The organism is Brevibacterium sp. FME17 (assembly GCF_014897515.1).
Taxonomy (GTDB): domain Bacteria; phylum Actinomycetota; class Actinomycetes; order Actinomycetales; family Brevibacteriaceae; genus Brevibacterium.
Genome location: NZ_JABUYD010000005.1, coordinates 53,479 through 75,997 on the forward strand (window position 1 = coordinate 53,479; position 22,519 = coordinate 75,997).

Genomic DNA, 22,519 nt, shown 5'->3' on the forward strand with positions numbered 1-22,519 from the left:
ATGCAGGTACATCAATACGACGTTGTCATCGTCGGTGCCGGTGGCGCCGGAATGCGCGCAGCGATCGAATCGGGCCAGAACGCCCGCACCGCAGTCCTGACCAAGCTCTACCCCACCCGCTCGCACACAGGTGCAGCTCAGGGTGGAATGTGCGCCGCTTTGGCGAACGTGGAAGAGGACAACTGGGAATGGCACACCTTCGACACCGTCAAGGGCGGTGACTACCTGGTCGACCAGGACGCCGCCGAGGTGATGGCCAAGGAAGCCATCGATGCTGTCCTGGATCTGGAGAAGATGGGGCTGCCCTTCAACAGGACCCCTGAAGGCAAGATCGATCAGCGCCGCTTCGGTGGTCACACTCGTGACCACGGCAAGTCCGCCGTCCGCCGGTCCTGCTATGCAGCAGACCGCACCGGCCACATGATCCTTCAGACCCTCTACCAACAGTGCGTCAAGCACGGTGTGGAGTTCTACAACGAGTTCTACGTCCTCGACCTCGCCATGACCGAGGTCGACGGAGTCCGCCGTCCGGCGGGCGTCGTCGCCTACGAACTGGCCACCGGCGAGATCCACCTGTTCCAGGCCAAGTCGGTCGTCTTCGCAACCGGCGGCGTGGGCAAGGTCTTCAAGACCACCTCGAACGCCCACACCCTGACCGGCGACGGCATGGCCGTGGCCTACAACCGGGGCATCCCGCTTGAGGACATGGAGTTCTTCCAGTTCCACCCGACCGGACTTGCCGGTTTGGGCATTCTGCTCTCCGAGGCCGCTCGCGGCGAAGGCGCGATCCTGCGCAACTCGGAGGGTGAGCGCTTCATGGAACGCTACGCACCGACGATCAAGGACCTCGCTCCTCGTGACATCGTGGCCCGTTCCATGGCCAACGAAGTGCGTGAAGGCCGCGGCTGTGGACCGAACAAGGACTACGTCCTGCTCGACCTCACGCACCTCGAGCCTGCGCACATCGATGCGAAGCTGCCCGACATCACCGAGTTCGCCCGCACCTACCTCGGTGTGGAGCCCTACACGGAGCCGGTGCCGGTCTTCCCGACCGCGCACTACGCCATGGGCGGCATCCCGACCAACATCCAGGCCGAGGTGCTCGCGGACAACGACAACGTCATCCCCGGCCTCTACGCCGCCGGTGAGGTCGCCTGCGTGTCTGTCCACGGATCGAACCGTCTGGGCACGAACTCGCTGCTCGACATCAACGTCTTCGGGAAGCGCGCCGGCATCGCCGCAGCGGAGTACGCGAAAACCGCAGACTTCGTCGAACTGCCCGAGGGTGCCGAGAACGACACCGTCGCATTGCTCGAGAAGATGCGGACCTCCGATGGCACCGAACGCATCGGCGCCATCCGCAAGGATCTCCAGGAACTCATGGACGCCAACGTCCAGGTCTTCCGCACTGACGAGACTCTGCGCGAAGCGCTCGACGAGATCGCGAAACTGCGTGAACGTTACAACAACGTCGGCATTCAGGATCGCGGCAAGCGCTTCAACCTCGACCTCCTCGAGGCTGTCGAGCTGAACTTCCTGCTCGAACTCGCCGAGGTCATCTCCGTCGCCGCCATCCACCGTAAGGAATCACGCGGTGGACACTTCCGAGAGGACTTCCCGGATCGTGACGACGAAGGATTCATGCATCACACGATGACCTACCTCGATCCTGATTCCGAGACCGACGGCATCAAGGGCATGCGTCTGGAGACGAAGCCCGTCATCGTCACCCGTTACCAGCCGATGGAGCGTAAGTACTGATGAGCACCGATACCTCAACCGAGACACCGGAACCAGCCTCAAAGATCGACCTGCCCGACCACGTGGCAGGCGATGCCGGCTCGATTCCGTCATTTGACTGCACCTTCAAGATCGCACGCTTCGATCCCGAACAGGATGAAGAGGCGCACTGGGAGGAATACAAGGTCACGATGTACGGCACCGACCGTGTCCTCGACGCCCTGCACAAGATCAAGTGGGAGATGGACGGTTCGCTGTCCTTCCGCCGCTCCTGTGCTCACGGCGTGTGCGGCTCCGATGCCATGCGCATCAACGGCCGCAACCGTCTGGCCTGCAAGACCCTGCTGAAGGATCTTGACACCAACAAGACGATCACCATCGAAGCGATCAAGGGTCTGCCTCTGGAGAAGGACCTCATCGTCGACATGGAGCCGTTCTTCCAGTCCTACCGCGAGGTCATGCCGTTCCTCATCACCTCCGGCCACGAGCCGACGCGTGAGCGTCTGCAGTCGGCCGAACAGCGTGAGGCCTTCGACGACACCACCAAGTGCATCCTCTGCGCCGCGTGCACCTCGTCGTGCCCCGTGTTCTGGACCGATGGCCAGTACTTCGGTCCGGCAGCCATCGTCAACGCGCACCGTTTCATCTTCGATTCGCGTGACGAAGGCGGAGACATGCGCCTGGAGATCCTCAACGACAAAGAAGGAGTGTGGCGTTGCCGCACCACCTTCAACTGCACCGAGGCCTGCCCTCGTGGCATCGAAATCACCAAGGCCATCGCAGAGGTGAAGCAGGCAGTCCTGCAGCGCGCATTCTGATCTGATCAAACGCGCATCATCTGGATCGCCGAGGCGGCCGTGCACTTTACGTGCACGGCCGCCTTTTGCGTTCCCCATGTTGGAGTGAGTGTGCAGCCTGAGATCCCCGGGCGTGTGGCGTCTGCGTGGGCGTGTGTGGGAGTTCGACAGTCTGAGTCAGAGTGGACAGGTTTGAAACCAGCTCAGTCTGACTTCGACTGTCGAAGTGCTGTGCGATATCGCACGAGTCTGTCTGAGGACTGCTGCTCCTTTGCCGTCGTAGACTGGTGCGCATGCTTTCGACCCGCACTTCCTCTGCGTCACTGACGACATCTGCTCCGCATTCGTTCGGGGCGGGAGTGCGCCTCATCGTCGGTGCCGCTCTCGCCCTTCTGCTCATCGGCGCTCAGCTGGTCCTCTCCCCCACGAGCTCACATGCGGATGCGAAGCCCGACAAGAAGCAGGAGAAGGTCTACGAAACTCCGGCCGACCTCGGCGATGGAGCGAAGCCACCGAAACCGGTGGGCATTTCATGGCTGGTGGGAGACCTCGATACGGGCGAAATTCAGGCCGCCCACGACATCGACAAGAAGCACGCGCCGGCGTCGACGATCAAGCTCCTGACCGCTCTGGCTCTGGTCGACGTGCTCGACGATCCCAAACAGAAGGTCGAGGCGAAGTTCGAGGACATGGAGATCGACGGCACCAAGGTCGGCCTCATGCAGAAGAACAAGTACACCGTCGATCTGCTCTTCCACTCGATGCTGATGTCGAGTGCCAATGATGCCGCGAACGCGCTGGGACGGGCCGCTGGCGGTCAGGAGAAGGCCGTGGCCCTGATGAATGAGAAGGCCGAGGAGCTGGGTATGACGGACACCCACGCCGCGAACACTTCCGGCCTCGACGACAAGAATCAGTACATGACGGCTGCAGACATGATGAAACTGGCGTGGGCGGTGTGTGAGGATGACTACCTGATGAGCGTCATCGACACCGAGACCATCAAGTTCCCGGGCGGGAAGAACCCGGTCACGAAGGAGAAGTTCAAGGGCTACGAGATTCAGAACCACACTCAGATCGTCGGGCAGGTCGACGGCGGGCTCGGGCTGAAGAACGGGTTCACACGTAAAGCCAAGGGCGCCTATATCGCCGTGGCCGAACGTGACGGTCACCGTGTGGTCGCGACGATGCTCGGCATCGACAACAACTCCCGACAAGCCGCGGTCGACCTGCTCGAATGGGACTTTGCCCAGAAGGAACCCAAGTCTCTCCAGACGATCCCCGTCGGGCAGACCGTGACGCCGAGCGCCGATCCCAGCGCCTCGGCGAGCAGCAGTGATGCCGGCGGCAGTGGAAGCGACTCCCACGGCACAGAAAAGGAATCGGGTGAGAGCACCGATGATTCTACGGCTGCGGCGAACGGAACCGAGGCCTCATCGTCGGTGCTGGGCATCTCCGCAGAGAATCTCCTCCCATTCGCAATGTTGGCCGGCGCTGCGGTGCTTCTCATCGCGGCAGGGACCATCTGGGTCCGAATGCGCCGGAGCTGAGTGACCTGATCTCAGATAGAATCGGGACAGTCCCGTTCGGAGGTTGCCGTGAAAACACCATTGCTGTCCACACTCCTTGAGCGCGAACATGAGGAGATCGATGGCGGAATCGAGGAGTACGCCGACGGTCTGAGCAGTGGCGGAACTGACTCAGCGCCCCTGCTGCGGGCGATGGCGGCTCTGCGACGTCACATCTATCTCGAAGAGGAATTCATCTTTCCAACGCTGCGCACGGCCGGACTGATGATGCCTGTGTTCGTCATGCTCCGTGAGCACGGTGAAATCTGGGACGCGATGGCCTCCCTCGACGTGCAGCTGGCGGCTGACGCCGATTCGCAGACCATGGACGATGCGTGCCGGGACCTGCTGACTCGCCTCGATGCACACAATTCGAAGGAAGAGCCGATCATCTATCCGCGTGCGGATGCAGACCTGCCGGATGAGGCGACCAGCCGCCTACGAGATTTCCTTGACGCGGGCGCCATGCCTGAAGGGTGGCGGTGCGAAAAGGCAACGCGGTGATCCGGTCCACAAACTGTTTGGCACCCCCTCGCGCTGCACCCCACACCTTGATTTTGACATCTTCTGATGAACTTGTATAAGCTGATGTCTTGCGTTCGAAGCAGTCCGGCTTCATCGAACCTTTGATTCCACTCTTACCGCAACATGCCATTCATTACGGCAGTTGAAGAATCAGGTTCAACTTGCAGATGAAATACGACGGACTCTATGTCTCTTCTGAATGCAGATCCCCCACCGTGACGGAGCAACCCGCACCACGGTAAAACCCAGCCGGCTCGCCACCGAGATTCTCGTTCGGCAGCTAGCACTATTCGGTGACTACCCCGTCACCAACTCAACACGAAAAGAATCGCGTGCACAGATGCATGCCATTCAACAGAACTGTAATGAAAGGAGGGAACGATGACTCAGTTCCCACAATGGGTTCAGCGTGCCGTCGAGCATGCAGGACTGATCGAACCGAGGATCAGCACCAGGAACACCGGCGAAATCACGATCAGTGATTCCACCGGACGGACCGTGCTGTTCACCGGAACATCGCTGCGTGAGACCACGCCGCTGGCGGCTTAATCGCCGCCGTCTGTCGGGTTCCTCTTCGCACTGCTGGGTCTTAAGCAGAGCGGGAACTAAGACAGTCTGACCTCAGCCCGACATTTCGCAGGTTCTGCCTGCAGGAATGTCGGGCTTTTTCATCGCCCACCTGTGCACGTCACCGATTATGAATGCCAGGTAGGGTGAACACTCCATCCTCATGGTCCGAAAGGACGACCATTGCCGCAGAACTCGCAGCGACAGCTATCGCTACTTGCCCGACGCCCCGATGTCATCACCGATCTGCTCCAGATCGTCAAGGCGGTCATCGCAGCTACCGGCGCGTGGTGGCTGTCCGATAGCGTTCTGAACTCTCAGATGCCATTCCTGGCACCGTGGGCAGCACTACTGACAGTTCACGCCACCGTCCACCGCTCGTTGTCTCGCGGTGCGCAGTCGACTATCGCCTCAACCCTCGGCGTTGCCTTGTCCTTCGTGATCGGCAACTATCTGGGCGTGAGCATATGGACATTTGCGCTTGCGCTCCTGGTCGGCCTCTCTGCTGCTCGGCTGCCTTGGATCCGCGATGAAGGTATCGCGATCGCAACAACAGGCATCTTCGTCCTCGGGAGCGGCTTCGACAGTCAGCAACCCCTTCTCGGGGAGCGGATCTTGGAACTCTGCGTCGGCGTCGCCGTCGGCATCGTCGTCAACCTTCTGGTAATTCCACCTCTGCGCGATCAACAGGCAAAGCGCTATGTCGACAGCATCAACCGGCGCATGGGCGACACCTTGGTCGAAATGGCCGATGAACTGGACGAAGGATGGGACACAGACAACGCCAACGACTGGTTCCAAACGACCAAATCTATGAGCGAGGAACTGAACTCAGCATGGCAGTCGGTCAAGTTCGCCAGGGAGAGTCAACGGGCGAACCCCCGCGACCGTCTGCGTCGGCGACGCACCCCATCCGGTGTAGCCCGCGAAGTGCAGACATCGCCGGAGGACGCCAGCTACGAGAACATCCTGCAGCGGGTCGATGAAGGCATCTCCCACCTGCGCCATCTGACCCGGACTCTGCGCGAGGGCTCTTACGATACCGGCGAATGGGACACTCGCTTCCGCGAGAAGTGGACAACAATCGTCCGAGACGCCGGTCAATCGATAGCCGACCCAGATGCGGAAGTCGAACCGATCTTCAAACGCCTCGAAGAGCTGTCGGTGAACATGGCCGAAGATGACGGCCTCCCGGAACGTTCCTGGGCCCTATACGGTTCACTGATCGCGAGCGTGCAGCACATCGCCGCCGTCGTCGATGACGTCGCCTCCGCGCGTACAGCACGCGATGCTGGCTGACGCTGGCGGGTGACGCATCGAATCACAGACGACGACTGAAGCTGGTCTTACCTCAGGCGGTCTCAGTCTGCTGTGCGACACCCATAGTGGATTTACCGGCCGTATCCACACCACCTGGCTCCTATGTGATTCGGGTGCTAGAGAGACGATGATCTGAAGAAAGTGCGACAATGGCCGAGAACAATCAAGACTCGAATGGGACGACGACGGTATTTCTCCTAGCAGGCGCGATACTCCTGTTCTGTACTTTTATGGTGCTGCCCGGTGGCCATGATGAAGTTCTTCCGGTTGGGCTGCTCGCTACGATCGCTGTCGTACTGACAGGTTCCGTCATCCGTGCTCTCGAACAGAAGGACTGACTTGCGTCTTGCATTTGGACAGATACTCGTTTTGCTCGTGATCCTGGCCGTCATCGCTGCGATTATTGTGGGCGCGATCTTCGGAGTCATCAAGCTCGTCAAGTCCACGAAACGATGTGAAGCTGACCGCAAAGAAATGCTCGATCTCATGCGTAAGCAGAATCGACACGGCAGTGAGTAAGCACTTCAACCCCGACAACGCGCTCGTCAAGAACTCTGCGCGGACCACTGGTCGGTAAGCGCCCGATAGGCATTCGCGACCTCAAGCTCACGCTCCCCCTCGAGTTCGCGATGCCCTGCGAGTTTCGCACACGCCGACGCCATGCAGGTGATGCGGCGAACCTCGGACTCGTGCGGGCGGGCCCTTTCAGGATTGAACTGGGCTGACCGCACCAATTGCACAGGTCTGCCTCATATATAGTCAGTGCGGGTCTATGGGAAGATCGTGGGCAGAAGCCGCTTCCACTTCCGACGATGGTTGAATGCACGAAAACGGCCCATCCAAGCAGTAATGCTCGGATTGGCCGAAAGCCGAGGGCGTCCGCCCCTCAGCGACTCAGAAGGTGACTCAGAAGTCCCAGTCGTCGTCTTCCGTGTTCTCTCGGCCTTGCCGATGACGCAGGAGCATCCGGAACCGCAGAGGTCGTGGTTCGCTCTTGCCTCCCGGTCAGGGAGTCGACCGTTGAATTCTAGGCGGAGTTTACGAGTTTCTACCTGGACCCATCGGGGATGAATGTGGTCAAGATTTGGGCAAATTCTGGGCCCTCGCTTCCCCTCTCACCGCACGTCGTCATGGTGCAACCACATCGCGACAGTCTTCTGTTGCTCGCCAAGGGAATACCCACGGCCACAGCCGTATGGCTCGTCGCCAAGCCCCCGGGCACACCTCGCCAACTGCACTTCCCCGCAACAACGCTTGAGGGTAGTGTGAATTCATGTTGAACGACTCCCAAGACTCCATGGAGAAGAATCGGGACGACCCTATTCCCGAAGGATTGAAGCTCGGAGCTCGTTTCACCGGCTACCTTCTGGTCATCGTCGCGGGGATCACCGTTGCGGGATTCCTGGCATTGCAAATGGCAGAAATCGTGATCCCCTTTCTGGCGGGACTGATACTTTCGGCCCTCCTGGTCCCATTGTCGTCGTTCCTGCAGCGGCATCGGTGGCCGAAGTGGCTGGCCGTGGTCACCGTCTGGGTCGTCGTCCTCGGCCTGCTGGCCGGACTCGTCCTCCTCATCACCTTCCAGATCAGAAGCGAGATTCCTGCGATCCAGAAACAGGTGGCGACGTCTCTGGACGCGGCGAAGCAGTTCTTGGCAACGCAGCCGTTCGGGCTGACCGAAGCCAAGCTCAACGACCTCGTCACCTCCTCGGGGCAGTGGTTGCAAGACAATGCTGCCGGACTCGGCTCAGGTGCCGCCGAAGTCGGCACTACAGCGGCTCACATCGTCGAAGGCGTCATCATCGTCTTGTTCGTGACGCTATTCGCACTGATCGACGGGAAAGGAATCTGGACCTGGGCAGTCCAGATATGGCCCCGGAAATCCCATCAGCGAATCATTGCAGCCGGAGACGCCGGTTGGAAGACCCTGTCGAGCTTCATTCGAATCCAACTCGTCGTCGCCGCCACCGATGCGGTCGGAATCGGCCTCGGTGCACTGATTCTGGGAGTGCCGCTGGCCGTACCAATCGCGACCGTTGTGTTCCTAGGAGCATTCGTCCCTTTTGTTGGAGCGATCATCGGCGGAGCGTTCGCAGTAGGTCTCTCACTAATGTTCAACGGATGGATTCACGCCGTCATCATGCTTGGCATCGTGATCCTCGTTCAACAAATCGAAAGCCACGTTCTTCAGCCCTGGTTGACCGGCTCACGAGTCAAAATTCACCCCTTAGCAGTGATCCTGGGCGTCACCGCGGGGGCTGCTCTTGCGGGCATTACAGGGGCATTCTTCGCGGTTCCTGTCATCGCTACTCTCAATTCAATGTTCAGAGCCGCGAAGAATCCGCCCACCGATCAGTCAGCGGCGAGTGCCCATCACACGATCAGCGATGCTGAAATGACCAACGACAGCGCTGGGAACGATCTCGAACCGAACGAAGACCGGTGAAGTCTGAGCTGATAACTCCGGGGTCACTTTCCAGCCAACGCAACTGCTGAAGGTTTGGTTGACTCCGGAGTTTGTGCCGCCAGAGCGACGGCCTTGTGGTGAACAGGCTCGTAATCAACCGGGGCCAGTTTACCCAATCTCCGTTGCCGACGCTTCCGGTGATAGGTCCGCTCAACCCAGTGCACGATCGCAGTCCGTAACCTCGCTCTTGTACCCCAACGGCCCCGATCAAGGACGTTCTTCTGCAACACGACGAGGAACGATTCCATTGCCGCATTATCACCAGCAACGCCGACCCTGCCCATCGAGCCGACTCGCCCATGATGCCGTAAAGCGTGCTGGAACTACCTGGGCCGAAATTGTGACCCGCGGTCGGTGGGGACGAGGCAGCCGGCAACGACTCGAGCCTCATTCGACAAAACCGGCGTAACTCGTGGTCGGACCGATCTCGGCGCTGGTCCCTCCACTCGCCTCGAACAGGTCGTGTCCGATCGAGGCCGGAGGTTGCCCGTATCAACCTGGGGCGAACGCTTTCGCATCGGCAGTGATATCGGCTGCGGTCTTTGTCACGACCAGTCTGGTGCCGGCCTGGGCCTTCACTCCGGCCCTTGTGAGGTCATGGCCGAGTGATCGGAATTCGCTTGCGTCGAACGCTTTGCCACCACTCCTCATGCCGCCACCTTCTGTCCGTTGATGTTCTGGCACAGGTAGTCCCTGATCCAGTTCGTGGTCCCGGACTCAGCCACAAGCACTTGAAGCTCGCGCTCCTTGAGGTGTGGCTCGTCGGGATTGTCGATGGTCTGGATGGTGTCTCCGCGGTGTCGGCCCGCGCTTCGGTGAAGGTTGTGCAGAACATGTTGGGCCACAATCAGGCGGCGGTCACTCTCGACGTATACGCCGACCTATTCAGTACCGATATGGACGATGTGGCGGCTCGGATTGATGCGGCCCGGAATCGGAGTGTGCTCAAAATGTGCTCAAACGACAATTCCGCGGCGACGGGTGAGTGAATAAACGAAAGCGGCCCACCCAAGCATTTCTGCCTGGATGGGCCGCTGACCCGGTGTTTTAGAAGTCCCAGTCGTCGTCTTCCGTCTGTTCGGCCTTGCCGATGACGTAGGAGGATCCTGATCCGGAGAAGAAGTCGTGGTTCTCGTCGCTGTTGGGCGAGAGGGACGCGAGGATCGCCGGGTTCACCTCGGTGACCTCCTTCGGGAACATCGCTTCGTACCCGAGGTTCATCAGGGCCTTGTTCGCGTTGTAATGGAGGAACATCTTGCAGTCCTCAGCCAGCCCCACTGAGTCGTAGAGGTCATGCGTGTAGGCGACCTCATTCTCGTAGAGTTCGAACATGAGGTTCATCGTGTAGTCCTTGAGCTCCTGCTTGCGCTCCTCGGACTGTGACTCCAAACCCTTCTGGTACTTGTAGCCGATGTAGTAGCCGTGGACAGCCTCGTCGCGGATGATGAGGCGGATGAGGTCGGCCGTGTTCGTCAGCTTCGCATGTGCAGACCAGTACATGGGCAGGTAGAAGCCCGAGTAGAAGAGGAATGACTCCAGCAGCGTGGAGGCAACCTTGCGCTTGAGCGGGTCATCGCCTCGGTAGTAGCTGAGGATGATGTCGGCCTTGGACTGCAGGTAGGTGTTCTCCCGCGACCAACGGAACGCTTCGTCGATCTCTTTCGTCGAGCACAGGGTTGAGAAGATCGATGAGTATGACTTCGCATGCACGCTCTCCATGAACGCGATGTTCGTCATCACTGCTTCCTCGTGCGGCGTCACTGCATCCGGAATCAGGGAGATCGCACCCACGGTGCCCTGAATCGTATCCAGCAATGTCAGACCCGTGAAGACGCGCATGGTCAGCGTCTTCTCCTCCTCGGTCAGCGTCGCCCATGAAGGGATATCGTTGCTCAGCGGCACCTTCTCAGGCAGCCAGAAGTTTCCGGTGAGGCGGTCCCAGACGTCATCATCGACGGGATCGATGACACGATTCCAGTTGATGGCATCGACATGCGAAGCCAAAGTCAGGTTCTCCAACGTTTCCATCTCTCTTCCAAGTTGCAGGTACGTCATACGTACGTGTGGTCTGCCGTGCAGACTAAGAATGTTGAGTACCCGGAGACTGTTGTGTGCGCAGGCTCGGGGTCATGAGTTCAGCGGGCCGGTTGTCACCGGCCCGCTGAACTCATCGGTCACAGCATGCAGGAAACGCAGCCATCGACCTCGGTACCTTCCAGCGCGAGCTGGCGCAGCCGGATGTAGTAGATGGTCTTGATGCCCTTGCGCCATGCGTAGATCTGCGCCTTGTTGATGTCACGAGTTGTGGCCGTGTCCATGAAGAACAAGGTCAGCGACAGTCCCTGGTCCACGTGCTTCGTGGCCTCGGCGTAGGTGTCGATGATCTTCTCATAGCCGATCTCGTAAGCATCCTGGTAGTACTTCAGGTTGTCGTTATCCATGAAGGGAGCCGGGTAGTAAACGCGCCCGATCTTGCCCTCCTTGCGGATCTCGACCTTCGAAGCCACGGGGTGGATCGATGACGTCGAGTTGTTGATGTAGGAGATCGACCCTGTGGGCGGAACAGCCTGCAGGTTCTGGTTGTAGATGCCGTGCTCAGCAACTGCAGCCTTGAGCTCACGCCAATCGTCCTGAGTGGGGATGTGCACGCCCGCCTCGGTGAACATCTCGGCCACACGCGAAGTGCGTGGTTCCCACACTTCGTCGGTGTACTTATCGAAGTACTCACCGCTTGCATACTTCGACCGCTCGAAGCCGGCGAAGGCGGACTTGCGTTCCTTCGCGATCTCCATCGACGCCCGCACACAGTGGTAGGCGACGGTGTAGAAGTACATGTTCGTGAAGTCGAGGCCCTCATCGGAGCCATAGTAGATATGCTCACGAGCGAGGTAGCCGTGGAGGTTCATCTGCCCGAGTCCGATGGCGTGAGACATGTCGTTGCCGCGAGCGATCGAAGGAACCGACTGGATGTCAGAGGTTTCCGCGACAGCAGTCAGTCCGCGAATCGCGGTCTCAATGGTCTGCCCGAAGCTATCGGAATCCATTGTGAGCGCGATGTTGAGAGAACCGAGGTTGCAGGAGATGTCCTTGCCGATGACATCATAGCCGAGATCGGAGTCGTACTGGCTGGGCTCGGAGACCTGAAGGATCTCGGAGCACAGGTTCGACATGATGATCTTGCCGTCGATCGGGTTGGCACGGTTGACCGTGTCTTCGAACATGACGTACGGGTAGCCGGACTCGAACTGGATCTCCGCCAAGGTCTGGAAGAACTCACGTGCGCTGATCTTGCTTTTCTTGATGGCGGCGTTGTCGACCATCTCTTCGTACTTCTCTGTCACGTTGACGTCAGAGAAGGGCATGCCGTAGACGCGTTCGACGTCGTAGGGGCTGAAGAGGTACATGTCCTCATTGCGCTTGGCCAACTCGAAGGTGATGTCCGGGATGACGACGCCCAGTGACAGGGTCTTGATCCGGATCTTCTCGTCGGCGTTCTCGCGCTTGGTATCGAGGAACTTGTAGATATCGGGGTGGTGAGCGTGGAGGTACACGGCACCGGCGCCCTGGCGCGCGCCCAACTGGTTGGCATAGGAGAAAGAGTCTTCGAGCAGCTTCATGACTGGGATGACACCTGAGGACTGGTTCTCGATCTTCTTGATCGGTGCACCGGACTCGCGGATGTTCGTCAGAGCGAAGGCCACACCGCCGCCGCGCTTGGACAGCTGCAGTGCGGAGTTGATGGAGCGACCGATCGACTCCATGTTGTCTTCGATGCGCAGCAGGAAGCAGGAGACGAGTTCACCGCGCTGCTTCTTGCCTGCGTTGAGGAAGGTCGGCGTGGCCGGCTGGAAACGGCCGGCGATGATCTCGTCGACGAGCTGGGTGGCCAGCTTCTCGTCGCCGCGAGCCAAGAACAGTGCGACCATGACGACGCGATCCTCGAAGCGTTCGAGGTAGCGCTTTCCGTCAAAGGTCTTCAGCGTGTAAGAGGTGTAGAACTTGAAAGCACCGAGGAAGGTCTGGAACCGGAACTTAGCCGAGTAGGCGCGCTTCGAGAGCTCTTCGACGAAGTTGAAGGAGTACTGATCGAGGACTTCGGGTTCGTAGTATTCCTTCTCGACGAGGTAGTCGAGCTTCTCCTTGAGGTCATGGAAGAAGACGGTGTTGTTGTTGACATGCTGCAAGAAGTACTGCCTGGCAGCCTGTTTGTCACGCTCGAACTGGATACGACCATCCTGGTCGTACAGGTTCAGCATGGCGTTGAGCGCATGGTAGTCAAGATCCGTCTCTTCGCGGATGATGTCTTCTACATTGCGGTCTTCAGCGAGCTCGCGCACAGTTTGTCCAATCCTAAATTCACTGCTTCGACTTCCTCTGGGGTTCCGAGGAGTTCGACACGGTACAGCACGGGTACATTGCATTTTGCGGCCACTTTGTGTGCCGCGCGACAGTATTCTTCGCCGAAACTCGTATTTCCAGCGCCGACGACGCCGACGAGATGGCGTCGATTCGATTCGATATTGAGGAACTTGATCACTTGCTTGGGAACGGCCCCTCTGTTGGCACCGGCACCGTAGGTGGGAGTCACGAGGACGAACGGTTCGTCGATCGTCAGCGTCTCTTCTTTCGTCAGGAGGGGAAGCCGGCGCGAGGGGTGCCTCAGCTTACTGACGAAGCGGTCGGTGTACTCAGAGCTGCTCGAGTAGTAGACCAGGAGCATGTCAGGCCACGACGGAAACCGAGGTCTGCTCGCCGGCCAGAGTGGCGATCTTGTCCGGGCGGAAACCTGACCAGTGGTCGTTGTCGGTGACAACGACGGGAGCCTGCATGTAGCCCATGGCCTTGACGACATCCAAGGCGTTCTCATCGACACTGAGATCGACCGATTTGTACTTCAGCCCTTTGGCATCAAGCGCACGGTACGTGGCGTTGCACTGGACGCAAGCTGGCTTGGTGTACACGGTGATCATCGCGACTCCTCATTTCTGCACTTCGGCTTAGATTTCACGGTATGTCCACGCCGGATCCTTGACCTTGACAATGACGAATATCACGTCAAGCAAGCCCGGGCATGACCACTAGATGTTGTGTTCGGGTTCGACTCTACCCCTATATCCAGTGTTACACCAGTGTTGTTTCGACCGTCCACACCCTGTGTTCAAACCGTCCACAGTCATCCACAAGTCATGAGTGACACCGATGTAGTTCGATCACCTGCGAGGACGCTGGGCAGAGCGGTCGAAAAGCCACTTCCGGGCACCTCCCCCGACCCCGTTTTCCACATCTGTCCACAGATAAATTTTTCACCTGTGGGTATTTTTTTCGGCGTGTCACATTCGCTTCTGCTTCCACCTGCCCGGGGTCCGTCTGCACTGTCGATTCCGCCTCCTTCTGCGCCCCTATTTCACGCCGTCACCCACTCCTGCAAGCCGGTCTCCTAAGGGTATGTGTCGGTACTGACACGACAGAGTCCAGTCCCGTGTCAGGCTCAGCCCATATGCTTGTCTTGTCAGCCAGTTGAGATTCGAGAGGCCCCACCATGACGGCAACGGCACCCGCCAACACCCAAGAGATCGCACACGCTCAATCGATCCTCGGCGGTCTGGAATCCTATCTGGATCATTTCGTCGTCGGTCAGCAGCGCCTGCGCGAAAGCCTGCTCATCGGCCTCCTCTCCGGCGGTCATCTTCTCCTGGAGAGTGTTCCCGGCCTGGCCAAGACGACCGCGGCGGCAGCGCTGGCCAATGCTGTGGACGGTGAGTTCTCCCGCATCCAGTGCACACCCGACCTGCTTCCCGCCGACATCATCGGTTCTCAGATCTACAACGCCCACGAAGGCTCGTTCAATACAGTCCTGGGCCCCGTCCACGCCAACATCGTCCTCCTCGATGAGATCAACCGGTCGTCTGCGAAGACGCAGAGTGCCATGCTTGAAGCAATGCAGGAGAAGCAGACGACGATCGGCGGCCAACGGTTCGAACTTCCCCGTCCCTTCCTGGTCCTGGCCACTCAGAACCCGATCGAGCAGGAAGGCACCTATCAGCTTCCCGAAGCGCAGCTCGATCGGTTCATGATCAAGGACCTCCTCACCCATCCGAGCCCCAATGAGGAGATGGAGATCCTGGCCCGCCTCGATTCGGGCGTCTTCGACCGCGACTCCGTTCCGAAGCCCTCCTGCAACCTCGAGGACGTCGAGACGCTCCAGAACTATGCACGCACCATCTATGTCGACCCTTCGATCACCCGGTACCTTGTCGAGCTCGTCCATGCGACCAGGAACACCGCCAAGTATCTGGGCCGACTCGCCCCGTTCATCGAATATGGTGCCAGCCCCCGCGCCTCGATCGCCTTCACCAACGCGGGACGGTCCCTGGCGATGATCCGGGGTCGCAACTACGTCATCCCCGAAGACATCAAGGATCTGGCTCACCGCATTCTCGATCACCGCATCCAACTCAACTTCGAAGCCGCAGCGGAGAACATCACGAGCGCCCAAATCGTCGATGCCCTCCTCATGGCTGTCCCCACTCCCTGATCGGGTGCATCGATGACTGCTCTGCTCAATCGGATCAAAGCGCGGCTGACCATCCACGCGCACCGCCGGACCCGGCGGCTCCTCGATGGGGACTATTCTTCTGTCTTCCACGGCCACAGCCTCGACTTCGATGATCTGCGCGACTACATCCCCGGCGACGAGATTCGCGACATCGACTGGAAGGCCACGGCTCGACATTCGAACCCCCTGGTCAAACGCTACGTCGCCCATCGCAGACATATTCTTGCCCTCGTCGTCGACTCCTCTCGGAACTTCGACGCAGTAACCTCAGCCGGGGTCGACAAACGCCAGCTCGCGATCCTCATGGCCGGAATGACCGGCTATCTCGCCGTCCGCCATGGCGATGACGTGATGCTCATCCACGGCAGCGCAAAGCGCACCACGGCCTCCCCGCGAAAGGGCAGCGAGGCCCATCTGGAGAACCTGCTCCAGCAGATCCTTGCCGAAGCAGGTGCAGACGGCGAGGGTTCGATCGATAAGCAGCTGCAGTGGATCGCCACTCACGTCAACCACCGGATGCTCGTTGTCGTCATCTCCGACCAGGCGCCGCTCGGCGCGAAGGAAGAGGCCACGATCAAACGGCTACGGGTACAGCACGAAATCCTGTGGATCACGATCACCGACGCGGACCTGGCACAGCTTCCGGCCGCCTCGGCCCCGTTCGACGTCTCCCGACCAGACGTCGGTCTGCCCACCTCTGTGATGGCCAACCCACACGTGCGCGCCGAATTCATGGCCGCCGAAGCGAACCGCAAGCAGCATCGGATCGATCTGCTCTCGAAACTCGGAATCTCCCACACCGAAATCGCCCACCCGGACCATGCGCTGGGAAGCCTCCACGCTCTTCTGCTGAGGCACCGCCGTGGGCCCCGCTGAGCTCGTCGGGCCGCTGGAGATCTCGGTCTGGTGGTATGTTGCCGCCGCATTCGTTCTTCTCGCCGCCGTCTTGAATCTGTTTGCCCCGCTGCTGCGTGTGGCGGCCGGATCGGGAGAGAAGTCCCAGCCGCGGATTCCCATTCCTGTCCGCAGCACCTACATGTCCCGGATCGCGACAGTCGAGTCGAAATTGGGTGCAGGCGACGCCGATGTCCGAGACTCGGCTCGGGAATTGGCGAAGATCGTGCGTGAGTTCGCTCGTGACGCATGGGGAGTCAAAGCCGAACACCTCACCTACCGAGATGCGGCAGTGGCCGGACTCGACGACCTCGCCGAGTCCTTGTCAGGTCTTTACGAAGCAGAATTCGCTGAGGACGACGCCCATGATCTGGGCTCCCAGATCGCCGATGCCAGAAAGTTGGTGGCTCGATGGTCCTGATGTTCTGGTGGCTGGCCCTCGTCCTCCTTGTACTTGCTGGGGCCACAGTCTTCTTCTTCCGCAGGCCCAAGGCCACCGCGTCATCACTGGCCGTGGCTCACAGCGCACGCATGACGAGCCTGCCCAGCTTCCGCAAAGCCATGCGGACCCGTCTGCTCACGACGGTCGCATTCCTCGCAGTCATCGCCCTCACCGGACTCTCCACTCTCGCCGGAATCTCCCGACCTGCATGGGTCGAAACAGTCAATCCGGAGAAGAAGCTGCGTGACGTCATGCTCTGCCTCGACGTGTCCGGCTCGATGCTCGGATACGACGCCGACCTCCTTGAGGCCTACCAGGAGCTCGTCGACCGGTTCGACGGTGAACGCATCGGCATGACCGTTTTCAACGCAACCGCGGTTTCCGCGTTCCCGCTCACCGATGACTACGACATGGTCCAGAACTATCTCAAGGAAGCCGAAGAAGGGTTCCGCACATGGGGCTCGGAAGGCACAGACTACTCATGGTCGACCTCACCGCCCAACATCGGCGGCTCCTCCCTCATCGGAGACGGACTCGTCTCCTGCATAGACAACTTCGACCGACAAGATGAGAAGCGTTCTCGTTCGATCATCTTCGCCACCGACAACATGCTCGCCGGTGACCCGTTGTTCGAGCTCGACGAGGCGACCGACATTGCAGTGGAGTCCAAGGTTCGGGTCTACAGCCTCTCTCCCCCATCGGTGCTGGCGAAAACGCAGACCAAGGAACTGAAATCGGTCTCCGATCGCACCCGAGGCAAACAGTTCGACATGGGGTCGGCCTCAACGATCGATCGCATCGTCGCCGAGATCCAGAGCCAGGAGGCTGAGAACACTCCGGGCCGTTCCTACACCATCGTCCATGACATGCCGGCTGTCCCCCTCGGGATCGCGGTCTTCGGCCTCGCCGGTGTCTTCGTTCTGGCGTGGAGGACGAAATCATGATCTTTGATCCCGTCTTCACCTGGTTCGGCTGGGGGTTCCTCGTCCTCGCCCTGCTGACCGTGTGCATCATTCCGACTGTGCGCGGTGATGGTCCCCGCTGGAAATGGTTCGCACGCATTGGCATCGTCGCCGTGCTCGCACTCGCCCTGGCCCGACCGGGCATTCCCATCAAATCCTCGACCGAGGAATACGAGGCGGCCGCCGATGTCTATTTCCTCGTCGATACGACGACGTCCATGGCTGCCGAGGACTATGACGGTGACAAGACCCGCCTCGAAGGTGTGAAGAAGGACATGCTCGAGCTGGCCAAGCAGTTCCCCGGCACCAGACTGAGCATCATCACTTTCGCTTCGACCGCCTCGACGGTCATGCCTCTGACCACGGATCATGCGGCGTTCGCCTCCGCTGTGGACGTGCTCAGCCCAGAGTTGTCCTTGAATTCGAATGGGTCCTCCATCACCGAGGCGGGTGCTGAACTGGATAAACGAATGAAATCCAACGACGAGGATCGTCCCGAGAACAAGAACCTCGTCTTCTACTTCGGTGACGGTGAGCAGACCGCTCAAACCTCCGTCGATTCGTGGTCGTCATTCGCCTCCCGCATCGACAGCGGTGCAGTGTTCGGATATGGCACTTCTCAGGGCGGGAAGATGAAGGAGCCCCAACCTTTCGGATACGGGTCGAGCCCCGGCGATGAACCCGGACTCGGCGATCCGAATGATCCCGGCGGGGCCGGAGATGGTGACGGGTCCGCGGGAACGAACGATGAGTACATTCGCGATGGCCAGGGCAATCCCGGGATCTCAAAGATCGACGAGGCCAACCTCAAACAGCTCGCAACCGACCTCGGGGAGAAATACCACCACCGTGATGGCGAAGCTTCGATGTCGAGTGTGTACACAGCACCGAAGTACGATCAGACACTGGTCAAGAAGGACGGACGGGTCACCGTCGACGAATACTTCTGGGTCCCCCTGATCCTCGTGTTCGCCTGGATCGCGGTCGAAATGGTCTTCGGAGTCCGCGAACTCCTTCGGCTGCGGACCATTGCTCTCACACGGAAAGGAGGCCGTCCATGAACCGGATCACTCGCACCTGGTCGACGATGCGCCGCCTTTCTCGCATCAACCTCATCATCGGGTCCGCCCTTCTGCTCGTCTTCGGCTATGTGGCCGTGACCCTCTACTTCGGGGCAGCCTCGCAGGTCCGGTACGTGTCCAACGATTTCCCCGGAGCGAAGAAGGCCTCTACCGCGTTCCTCACACTCAGCCCGATTCAACGCCATATCGGCTACTACAATCGCGGTACTGCGGAAGCGGCAGTCGGCGACTTCGAAGTGGCTGAGACCGACCTCGAATCCGCCCTCGAGATCGCTCCCCTTCGTGACGAGTGCGCCGTGCGAATCAACCTGTCCTACGTGTATGAGAAACGCGCCGACGAAGTCGCAGATCAGGATCCTGATCAGTCGGACGAACTCTACGACCAATCCCTGAAGACTCTGAAAGACGCTCCCAAGGAGTGCCAGCCCAAGAAGAGCGAAGAGAAGCACAAGAGCGACGAAGCCAAGAAGCGCGTCGAGGACAAGAAAGCGGGAGAGAAGTCGAAGCAGGAAGGCTCCGACAGCGACGACACCGATAGCTCCGAGGACGAGGATCAGCAGAACGGCGACTCCGGAGATGACTCGAAGAAGGACGAGAAGCAGGACTCCGGCGAAGACGATGAGAAATCAGATGACTCTGAAGGGAAATCTGAGAAGGAGAAGAAGCGCGAGGAGCTGAAGAAGCGCGGCGAAAGCTCGGAGCGCGACCAGCAACAGCAGGGCCCGGGTGGACAGGGCGGTCGCTCTGCCCCGGACAAGCCGTGGTGAGGCAACTGTGAAATCATGAGGCCATGAACTCTCCGGACAACTCAGCTGGCAGCACTTCGACCCCGCGACTGCGGGCCTCGCTGGAGACATTCCCGCCGTATGTTCCGGGGAAGGCTCCCAAGCGAATCGACGGACTCGTCCCGTTCAAGCTCTCCTCGAACGAGAACTACCTTCAGCCGCTGCCAGCGGTCACCGACGCCATGGTCACTCACGCGCAAAACCCTGCTCTGTACCCCGATGATGGCGCACTGCGTCTGCGCACGGAACTGGCCGACCGTCTCGGAGTCAGCATCGATGAACTCGTTGTGACCACCGGCGCCAGCGAACTACTCGTGGCACTGACCCAGATCACTTCTGACTCCACCACAGAAGCGATCTATCCCTGGCCGTCATTTGAAATGTATCCCCAGACCACCGGGCTGGCCGGATCGAAACGGATCGAAGTGCCGGTGCGCACCGACGGTCGACACGACCTCGACGCCATGGCAGCGGCGATCACCGATCGGACCAGCCTCATCATTCTCTGCTCCCCGAACAATCCGACGGGACCGGCTCTTCGCGACGACGAGGTCCGTCAGTTCCTCACCCAGGTGCCCGAGCATGTGCTCGTCGCCCTCGACGAGGCCTATTGGGAGTTCGCTACCGCCGAGGGAGTCGTCAACGGCGTTGACCTTGTGGCCGATTTCCCCAATGTCGTCCTGGTCAGGACGTTCTCCAAGGCTCACGCGCTGGCTGGATTGCGGGTCGGATACGGCCTCGCTCATAAAGCTGTGATCCAAGGGCTGCTGAAAGCGGTCATTCCCTTCGGAGTCACCGACATGAGTCAGGCTGCTGCACTGGAGTCGCTGCGTCACAGCGATGAGGTCGACGTTCGTGCTAAGGAGATCGCGGCTGTTCGCGACGACTTCGCACACGCGCTGCGCGAGCAGGGCTGGGACGTTCCTGAGGCGCAGGGCAATTTTGTGTGGCTGCCGCTGGGGCCGCTGTCCTCAACCTTTGAAGATGCCTGCGTGGAGCAGGCTGTTGCGGTGCGCAACCTCGGCGATGGGGTGCGAATCAGCATTGGGGAACGGGAAGGACTCGACCGGGTGCTCGCAGTCGCCTCCGCTTTCTACGCCGAGCATTTCAGCTGAGTAGCTTGGGTCGGCTGAGCACCTTGAGTTGGCTGGTCAGCTGAGTGAGGCGAGCTGAATCGGCTGTGCTGGTTTGCCCTGGTCCCCGAAAAATGGGCCGGGGTAGCTTATGCTTCTCAGAGTTCTGCGAGCTCAAGGGCCAGGGCCACGGCCTGGACCGATTCTGCCCGTGTGAGGTCGCGGCCCAACAGTGTCTCGATCTTCGCCATTCGTGCACGCACTGTGTGCCGGTGGATGCCGAGCTCGGCCGCGACCGCATCTCGCACTCCCCCAGCAGCGATGAAGGAACGCAGCGTCAGCAGCAGGTCCTGCTCGTCGCGCGAAGCCAGGAGCGTGCCCAGGACTCGGTCGACGAACCTCTGCGCCGCTGACCCATCGATCGACGACAGCAGAGCACGCACATCCGAGTTCGCGCTTTCGTGCTGCGTCCGCCACACGGTCCATGTGTGGTGGACTTTTGTCAACGGGATCATCTTCGCAAACAGCCGATCCAGTCCGGTGACGTCCGCAACCCGGTCGACCGCGCTAGTCTCATCGACCGCGTTGACGTCCTGGACTGTGCGAACCTCATCGACCGCACTCCTTTGACCGGCTGCACCCACCTCATCGACTGCACTCTCAAATTCGGCGGCGGGTTCGCCAGCATCCAAATGGCTGAGATCCGCGTTCCGAGTGCTGGCTTCGATGACGCCGAGCATCGCACCAGCACGAACCAGAAGCGTCCCGGCACCCAGGTCCCCCATCAGCGTCTCTGGAACCTCACCGCGCACGTTGCCGAAGACGCTGAGCTTCACACGCGCGACCGGAGCCAGACCAGTCTGCTCAACCCACTCGGCGCGGGCCTCTCCAGCCGCCAAGGGAGTGGTGAATAGCTGAGACTCCGATCGCCGAGGCGACACCTCAGTGATGCTCAGACTCAGCAATGCAGCTGCAGTGGAGAGCAACAGGGTGCGGGTACGGGAATTGCCGGCCACCTCGGCGGGGGCAAGGATCCACCCCCGCACCTGCTCGTCTCCGACCGGAACGGCCTCGACGATTCCCGCCTCGGTGCGCAGAAGACGTGGTGCCATGGAGGGTTTGAGAGACTCGGCAATCAGCTCGTGACGCACCAGATTCTCTGCATCGGTTCCGGTCAGCCCCCTTCCTGTGGGTGAGACGAATCGAACGTCCGTGCCCAGAGTGCTGGCCAGATCAGCGACGAGCGCGGCAGGGCCTTGGTGAGCGAGGTCGGTGGCGAATCGACGTCCGGCGTTGCTGGCCCGCGTGAGCTCTCGAGTCGTCTCCTCCTCACGCATCCGGGTGAAGGCATCGACGACGGCGACGAAGGGGACAGGCTCTGGGACCCCGAAGAGTGGAAGACCCTGAGCCCTGGCGTGCTCGATCAGCACCGGTGGGATCTCCTGCCACGGCAAGGCGGAGCCAAGACCGATGCCAAGTGCATGGACGCCCACACGTTTGAGACGAGTGACATAGTCGCCCACGCCGTCACCGCCGAGGTCTTGGCCGACACCGATCGTGAGCAGGACCTCTCCCCCGGCCAACCATTCGTCGACCGCGGGCAGCTCCGAGGAGTGCACGATCGTGACGTCATCTGATCGGGCGCTCGGCGAATCGACGACGACGTCGAGCGCGAGTTCTTGACGTGCCCAGAGCTGACCCAAAGTGACCATGAAATCCATACTATCCGCGGTGGATACTC

23 protein-coding genes and 1 pseudogene are annotated in these 22,519 nt (G+C 60.1%); 17 read left to right on the forward strand and 7 right to left on the reverse strand.

Annotation, left to right across the window (positions count from 1 at the left end; genetic code table 11):
* The 9 genes from sdhA (at nt 1) to INT40_RS06680 (ending at nt 8,963) form a co-directional block, all read left to right on the forward strand.
* Complete coding sequence (sdhA, locus tag INT40_RS06640; protein ID WP_101572982.1) at nt 1–1,761, forward strand: succinate dehydrogenase flavoprotein subunit; 1,761 nt, start codon at nt 1–3, stop codon at nt 1,759–1,761.
* Nucleotides 1,761–2,558, forward strand: a complete 798-nt coding sequence (locus INT40_RS06645) for a succinate dehydrogenase iron-sulfur subunit (RefSeq protein WP_101572984.1) — start codon at nt 1,761–1,763, stop codon at nt 2,556–2,558. Before sdhA ends, INT40_RS06645 begins: the two co-directional genes overlap by 1 nt.
* A gap of 272 nt (nt 2,559–2,830) precedes the next feature.
* On the forward strand, nt 2,831–4,087 hold the full coding sequence (locus INT40_RS06650) for a D-alanyl-D-alanine carboxypeptidase family protein (protein ID WP_101572986.1): 1,257 nt from the start codon (nt 2,831–2,833) through the stop codon (nt 4,085–4,087).
* A gap of 48 nt (nt 4,088–4,135) precedes the next feature.
* Nucleotides 4,136–4,609 carry a hemerythrin domain-containing protein gene (locus INT40_RS06655; protein WP_193095770.1) on the forward strand — a complete coding sequence of 158 codons (474 nt, stop codon included), beginning with the start codon at nt 4,136–4,138 and terminating at the stop codon, nt 4,607–4,609.
* A gap of 402 nt (nt 4,610–5,011) precedes the next feature.
* Nucleotides 5,012–5,179, forward strand: a complete 168-nt coding sequence (locus INT40_RS06660) for a hypothetical protein (RefSeq protein WP_180958991.1) — start codon at nt 5,012–5,014, stop codon at nt 5,177–5,179.
* A 201-nt stretch (nt 5,180–5,380) separates the two neighbouring features.
* Nucleotides 5,381–6,496: an FUSC family protein gene (locus INT40_RS06665; RefSeq protein WP_101572990.1), complete on the forward strand. Its 1,116-nt coding sequence runs from the start codon at nt 5,381–5,383 to the stop codon at nt 6,494–6,496.
* 170 nt (nt 6,497–6,666) lie between these two features.
* Entirely contained in the window at nt 6,667–6,855 is a 189-nt protein-coding gene (locus tag INT40_RS06670) for a hypothetical protein (RefSeq protein ID WP_193071482.1), read from the forward strand.
* A 1-nt stretch (nt 6,856) separates the two neighbouring features.
* On the forward strand, nt 6,857–7,036 hold the full coding sequence (locus INT40_RS06675) for a hypothetical protein (protein ID WP_193095771.1): 180 nt from the start codon (nt 6,857–6,859) through the stop codon (nt 7,034–7,036).
* A 754-nt stretch (nt 7,037–7,790) separates the two neighbouring features.
* Nucleotides 7,791–8,963 (forward strand): AI-2E family transporter, encoded by a 1,173-nt coding sequence (locus tag INT40_RS06680; RefSeq protein ID WP_101572995.1) that lies wholly within the window; start codon nt 7,791–7,793, stop codon nt 8,961–8,963.
* A gap of 23 nt (nt 8,964–8,986) precedes the next feature.
* Here the strand turns inward: INT40_RS06680 and INT40_RS20565 are convergent.
* Both INT40_RS20565 and INT40_RS06685 read right to left on the reverse strand, forming a co-directional pair.
* Nucleotides 8,987–9,355, reverse strand: a pseudogene (locus INT40_RS20565) (hypothetical protein); the annotation flags it as partial.
* A 121-nt stretch (nt 9,356–9,476) separates the two neighbouring features.
* Nucleotides 9,477–9,635 carry a hypothetical protein gene (locus tag INT40_RS06685; RefSeq protein ID WP_193095772.1) on the reverse strand — a complete coding sequence of 53 codons (159 nt, stop codon included), beginning with the start codon at nt 9,633–9,635 and terminating at the stop codon, nt 9,477–9,479.
* An 80-nt stretch (nt 9,636–9,715) separates the two neighbouring features.
* On the opposite strand from INT40_RS06685, the gene INT40_RS06690 reads away from it, so the two are divergent.
* Nucleotides 9,716–9,973: a hypothetical protein gene (locus tag INT40_RS06690; RefSeq protein WP_226830896.1), complete on the forward strand. Its 258-nt coding sequence runs from the start codon at nt 9,716–9,718 to the stop codon at nt 9,971–9,973.
* Nucleotides 9,974–10,031: 58 nt separating this feature from the next.
* On the opposite strand, the gene nrdF is transcribed toward INT40_RS06690, so the two are convergent.
* From nrdF to nrdH, 4 genes are all read right to left on the reverse strand, one after another.
* Complete coding sequence (gene nrdF / locus INT40_RS06695; protein WP_101572999.1) at nt 10,032–11,012, reverse strand: class 1b ribonucleoside-diphosphate reductase subunit beta; 981 nt, start codon at nt 11,010–11,012, stop codon at nt 10,032–10,034.
* Between the two features lie 146 nt (nt 11,013–11,158).
* Nucleotides 11,159–13,285: a class 1b ribonucleoside-diphosphate reductase subunit alpha gene (gene nrdE / locus INT40_RS06700; protein WP_257930185.1), complete on the reverse strand. Its 2,127-nt coding sequence runs from the start codon at nt 13,283–13,285 to the stop codon at nt 11,159–11,161.
* Nucleotides 13,286–13,290: 5 nt separating this feature from the next.
* Nucleotides 13,291–13,704, reverse strand: coding sequence for a class Ib ribonucleoside-diphosphate reductase assembly flavoprotein NrdI (nrdI, locus tag INT40_RS06705; protein ID WP_101573003.1), 414 nt, complete (start codon nt 13,702–13,704; stop codon nt 13,291–13,293).
* Nucleotide 13,705: 1 nt separating this feature from the next.
* Nucleotides 13,706–13,954, reverse strand: coding sequence for a glutaredoxin-like protein NrdH (gene nrdH / locus INT40_RS06710; RefSeq protein WP_092106910.1), 249 nt, complete (start codon nt 13,952–13,954; stop codon nt 13,706–13,708).
* A 569-nt stretch (nt 13,955–14,523) separates the two neighbouring features.
* Here nrdH and INT40_RS06715 point away from each other — a divergent pair.
* Genes INT40_RS06715 through INT40_RS06745 form a run of 7 tightly spaced genes read left to right on the forward strand, consistent with a single transcriptional unit; the run spans nt 14,524 to nt 20,820 of the window.
* Entirely contained in the window at nt 14,524–15,519 is a 996-nt protein-coding gene (locus INT40_RS06715; RefSeq protein WP_101573005.1) for an AAA family ATPase, read from the forward strand.
* 12 nt (nt 15,520–15,531) lie between these two features.
* Nucleotides 15,532–16,416, forward strand: coding sequence for a DUF58 domain-containing protein (locus tag INT40_RS06720; RefSeq protein ID WP_193095773.1), 885 nt, complete (start codon nt 15,532–15,534; stop codon nt 16,414–16,416).
* On the forward strand, nt 16,403–16,855 hold the full coding sequence (locus tag INT40_RS06725) for a hypothetical protein (RefSeq protein WP_193095774.1): 453 nt from the start codon (nt 16,403–16,405) through the stop codon (nt 16,853–16,855). The genes INT40_RS06720 and INT40_RS06725 overlap by 14 nt, the downstream gene beginning before the upstream one ends.
* Complete coding sequence (locus INT40_RS06730; RefSeq protein WP_193095775.1) at nt 16,846–17,820, forward strand: vWA domain-containing protein; 975 nt, start codon at nt 16,846–16,848, stop codon at nt 17,818–17,820. The genes INT40_RS06725 and INT40_RS06730 overlap by 10 nt, the downstream gene beginning before the upstream one ends.
* Nucleotides 17,817–18,899: a vWA domain-containing protein gene (locus tag INT40_RS06735; protein ID WP_193095776.1), complete on the forward strand. Its 1,083-nt coding sequence runs from the start codon at nt 17,817–17,819 to the stop codon at nt 18,897–18,899. The genes INT40_RS06730 and INT40_RS06735 overlap by 4 nt, the downstream gene beginning before the upstream one ends.
* Complete coding sequence (locus tag INT40_RS06740) at nt 18,896–19,687, forward strand: tetratricopeptide repeat protein (protein WP_101573016.1); 792 nt, start codon at nt 18,896–18,898, stop codon at nt 19,685–19,687. The genes INT40_RS06735 and INT40_RS06740 overlap by 4 nt, the downstream gene beginning before the upstream one ends.
* Before the next feature lie 23 nt (nt 19,688–19,710).
* The gene (locus INT40_RS06745) at nt 19,711–20,820 is read left to right on the forward strand and encodes a histidinol-phosphate transaminase (protein WP_101573018.1); all 1,110 of its coding nucleotides are present in this window, start codon (nt 19,711–19,713) and stop codon (nt 20,818–20,820) included.
* Nucleotides 20,821–20,936: 116 nt separating this feature from the next.
* Here the strand turns inward: INT40_RS06745 and INT40_RS06750 are convergent, their stop codons facing one another.
* Entirely contained in the window at nt 20,937–22,490 is a 1,554-nt protein-coding gene (locus INT40_RS06750; RefSeq protein WP_101573123.1) for a PucR family transcriptional regulator, read from the reverse strand.
* Between the last annotated feature and the right edge of the window lie 29 nt (nt 22,491–22,519).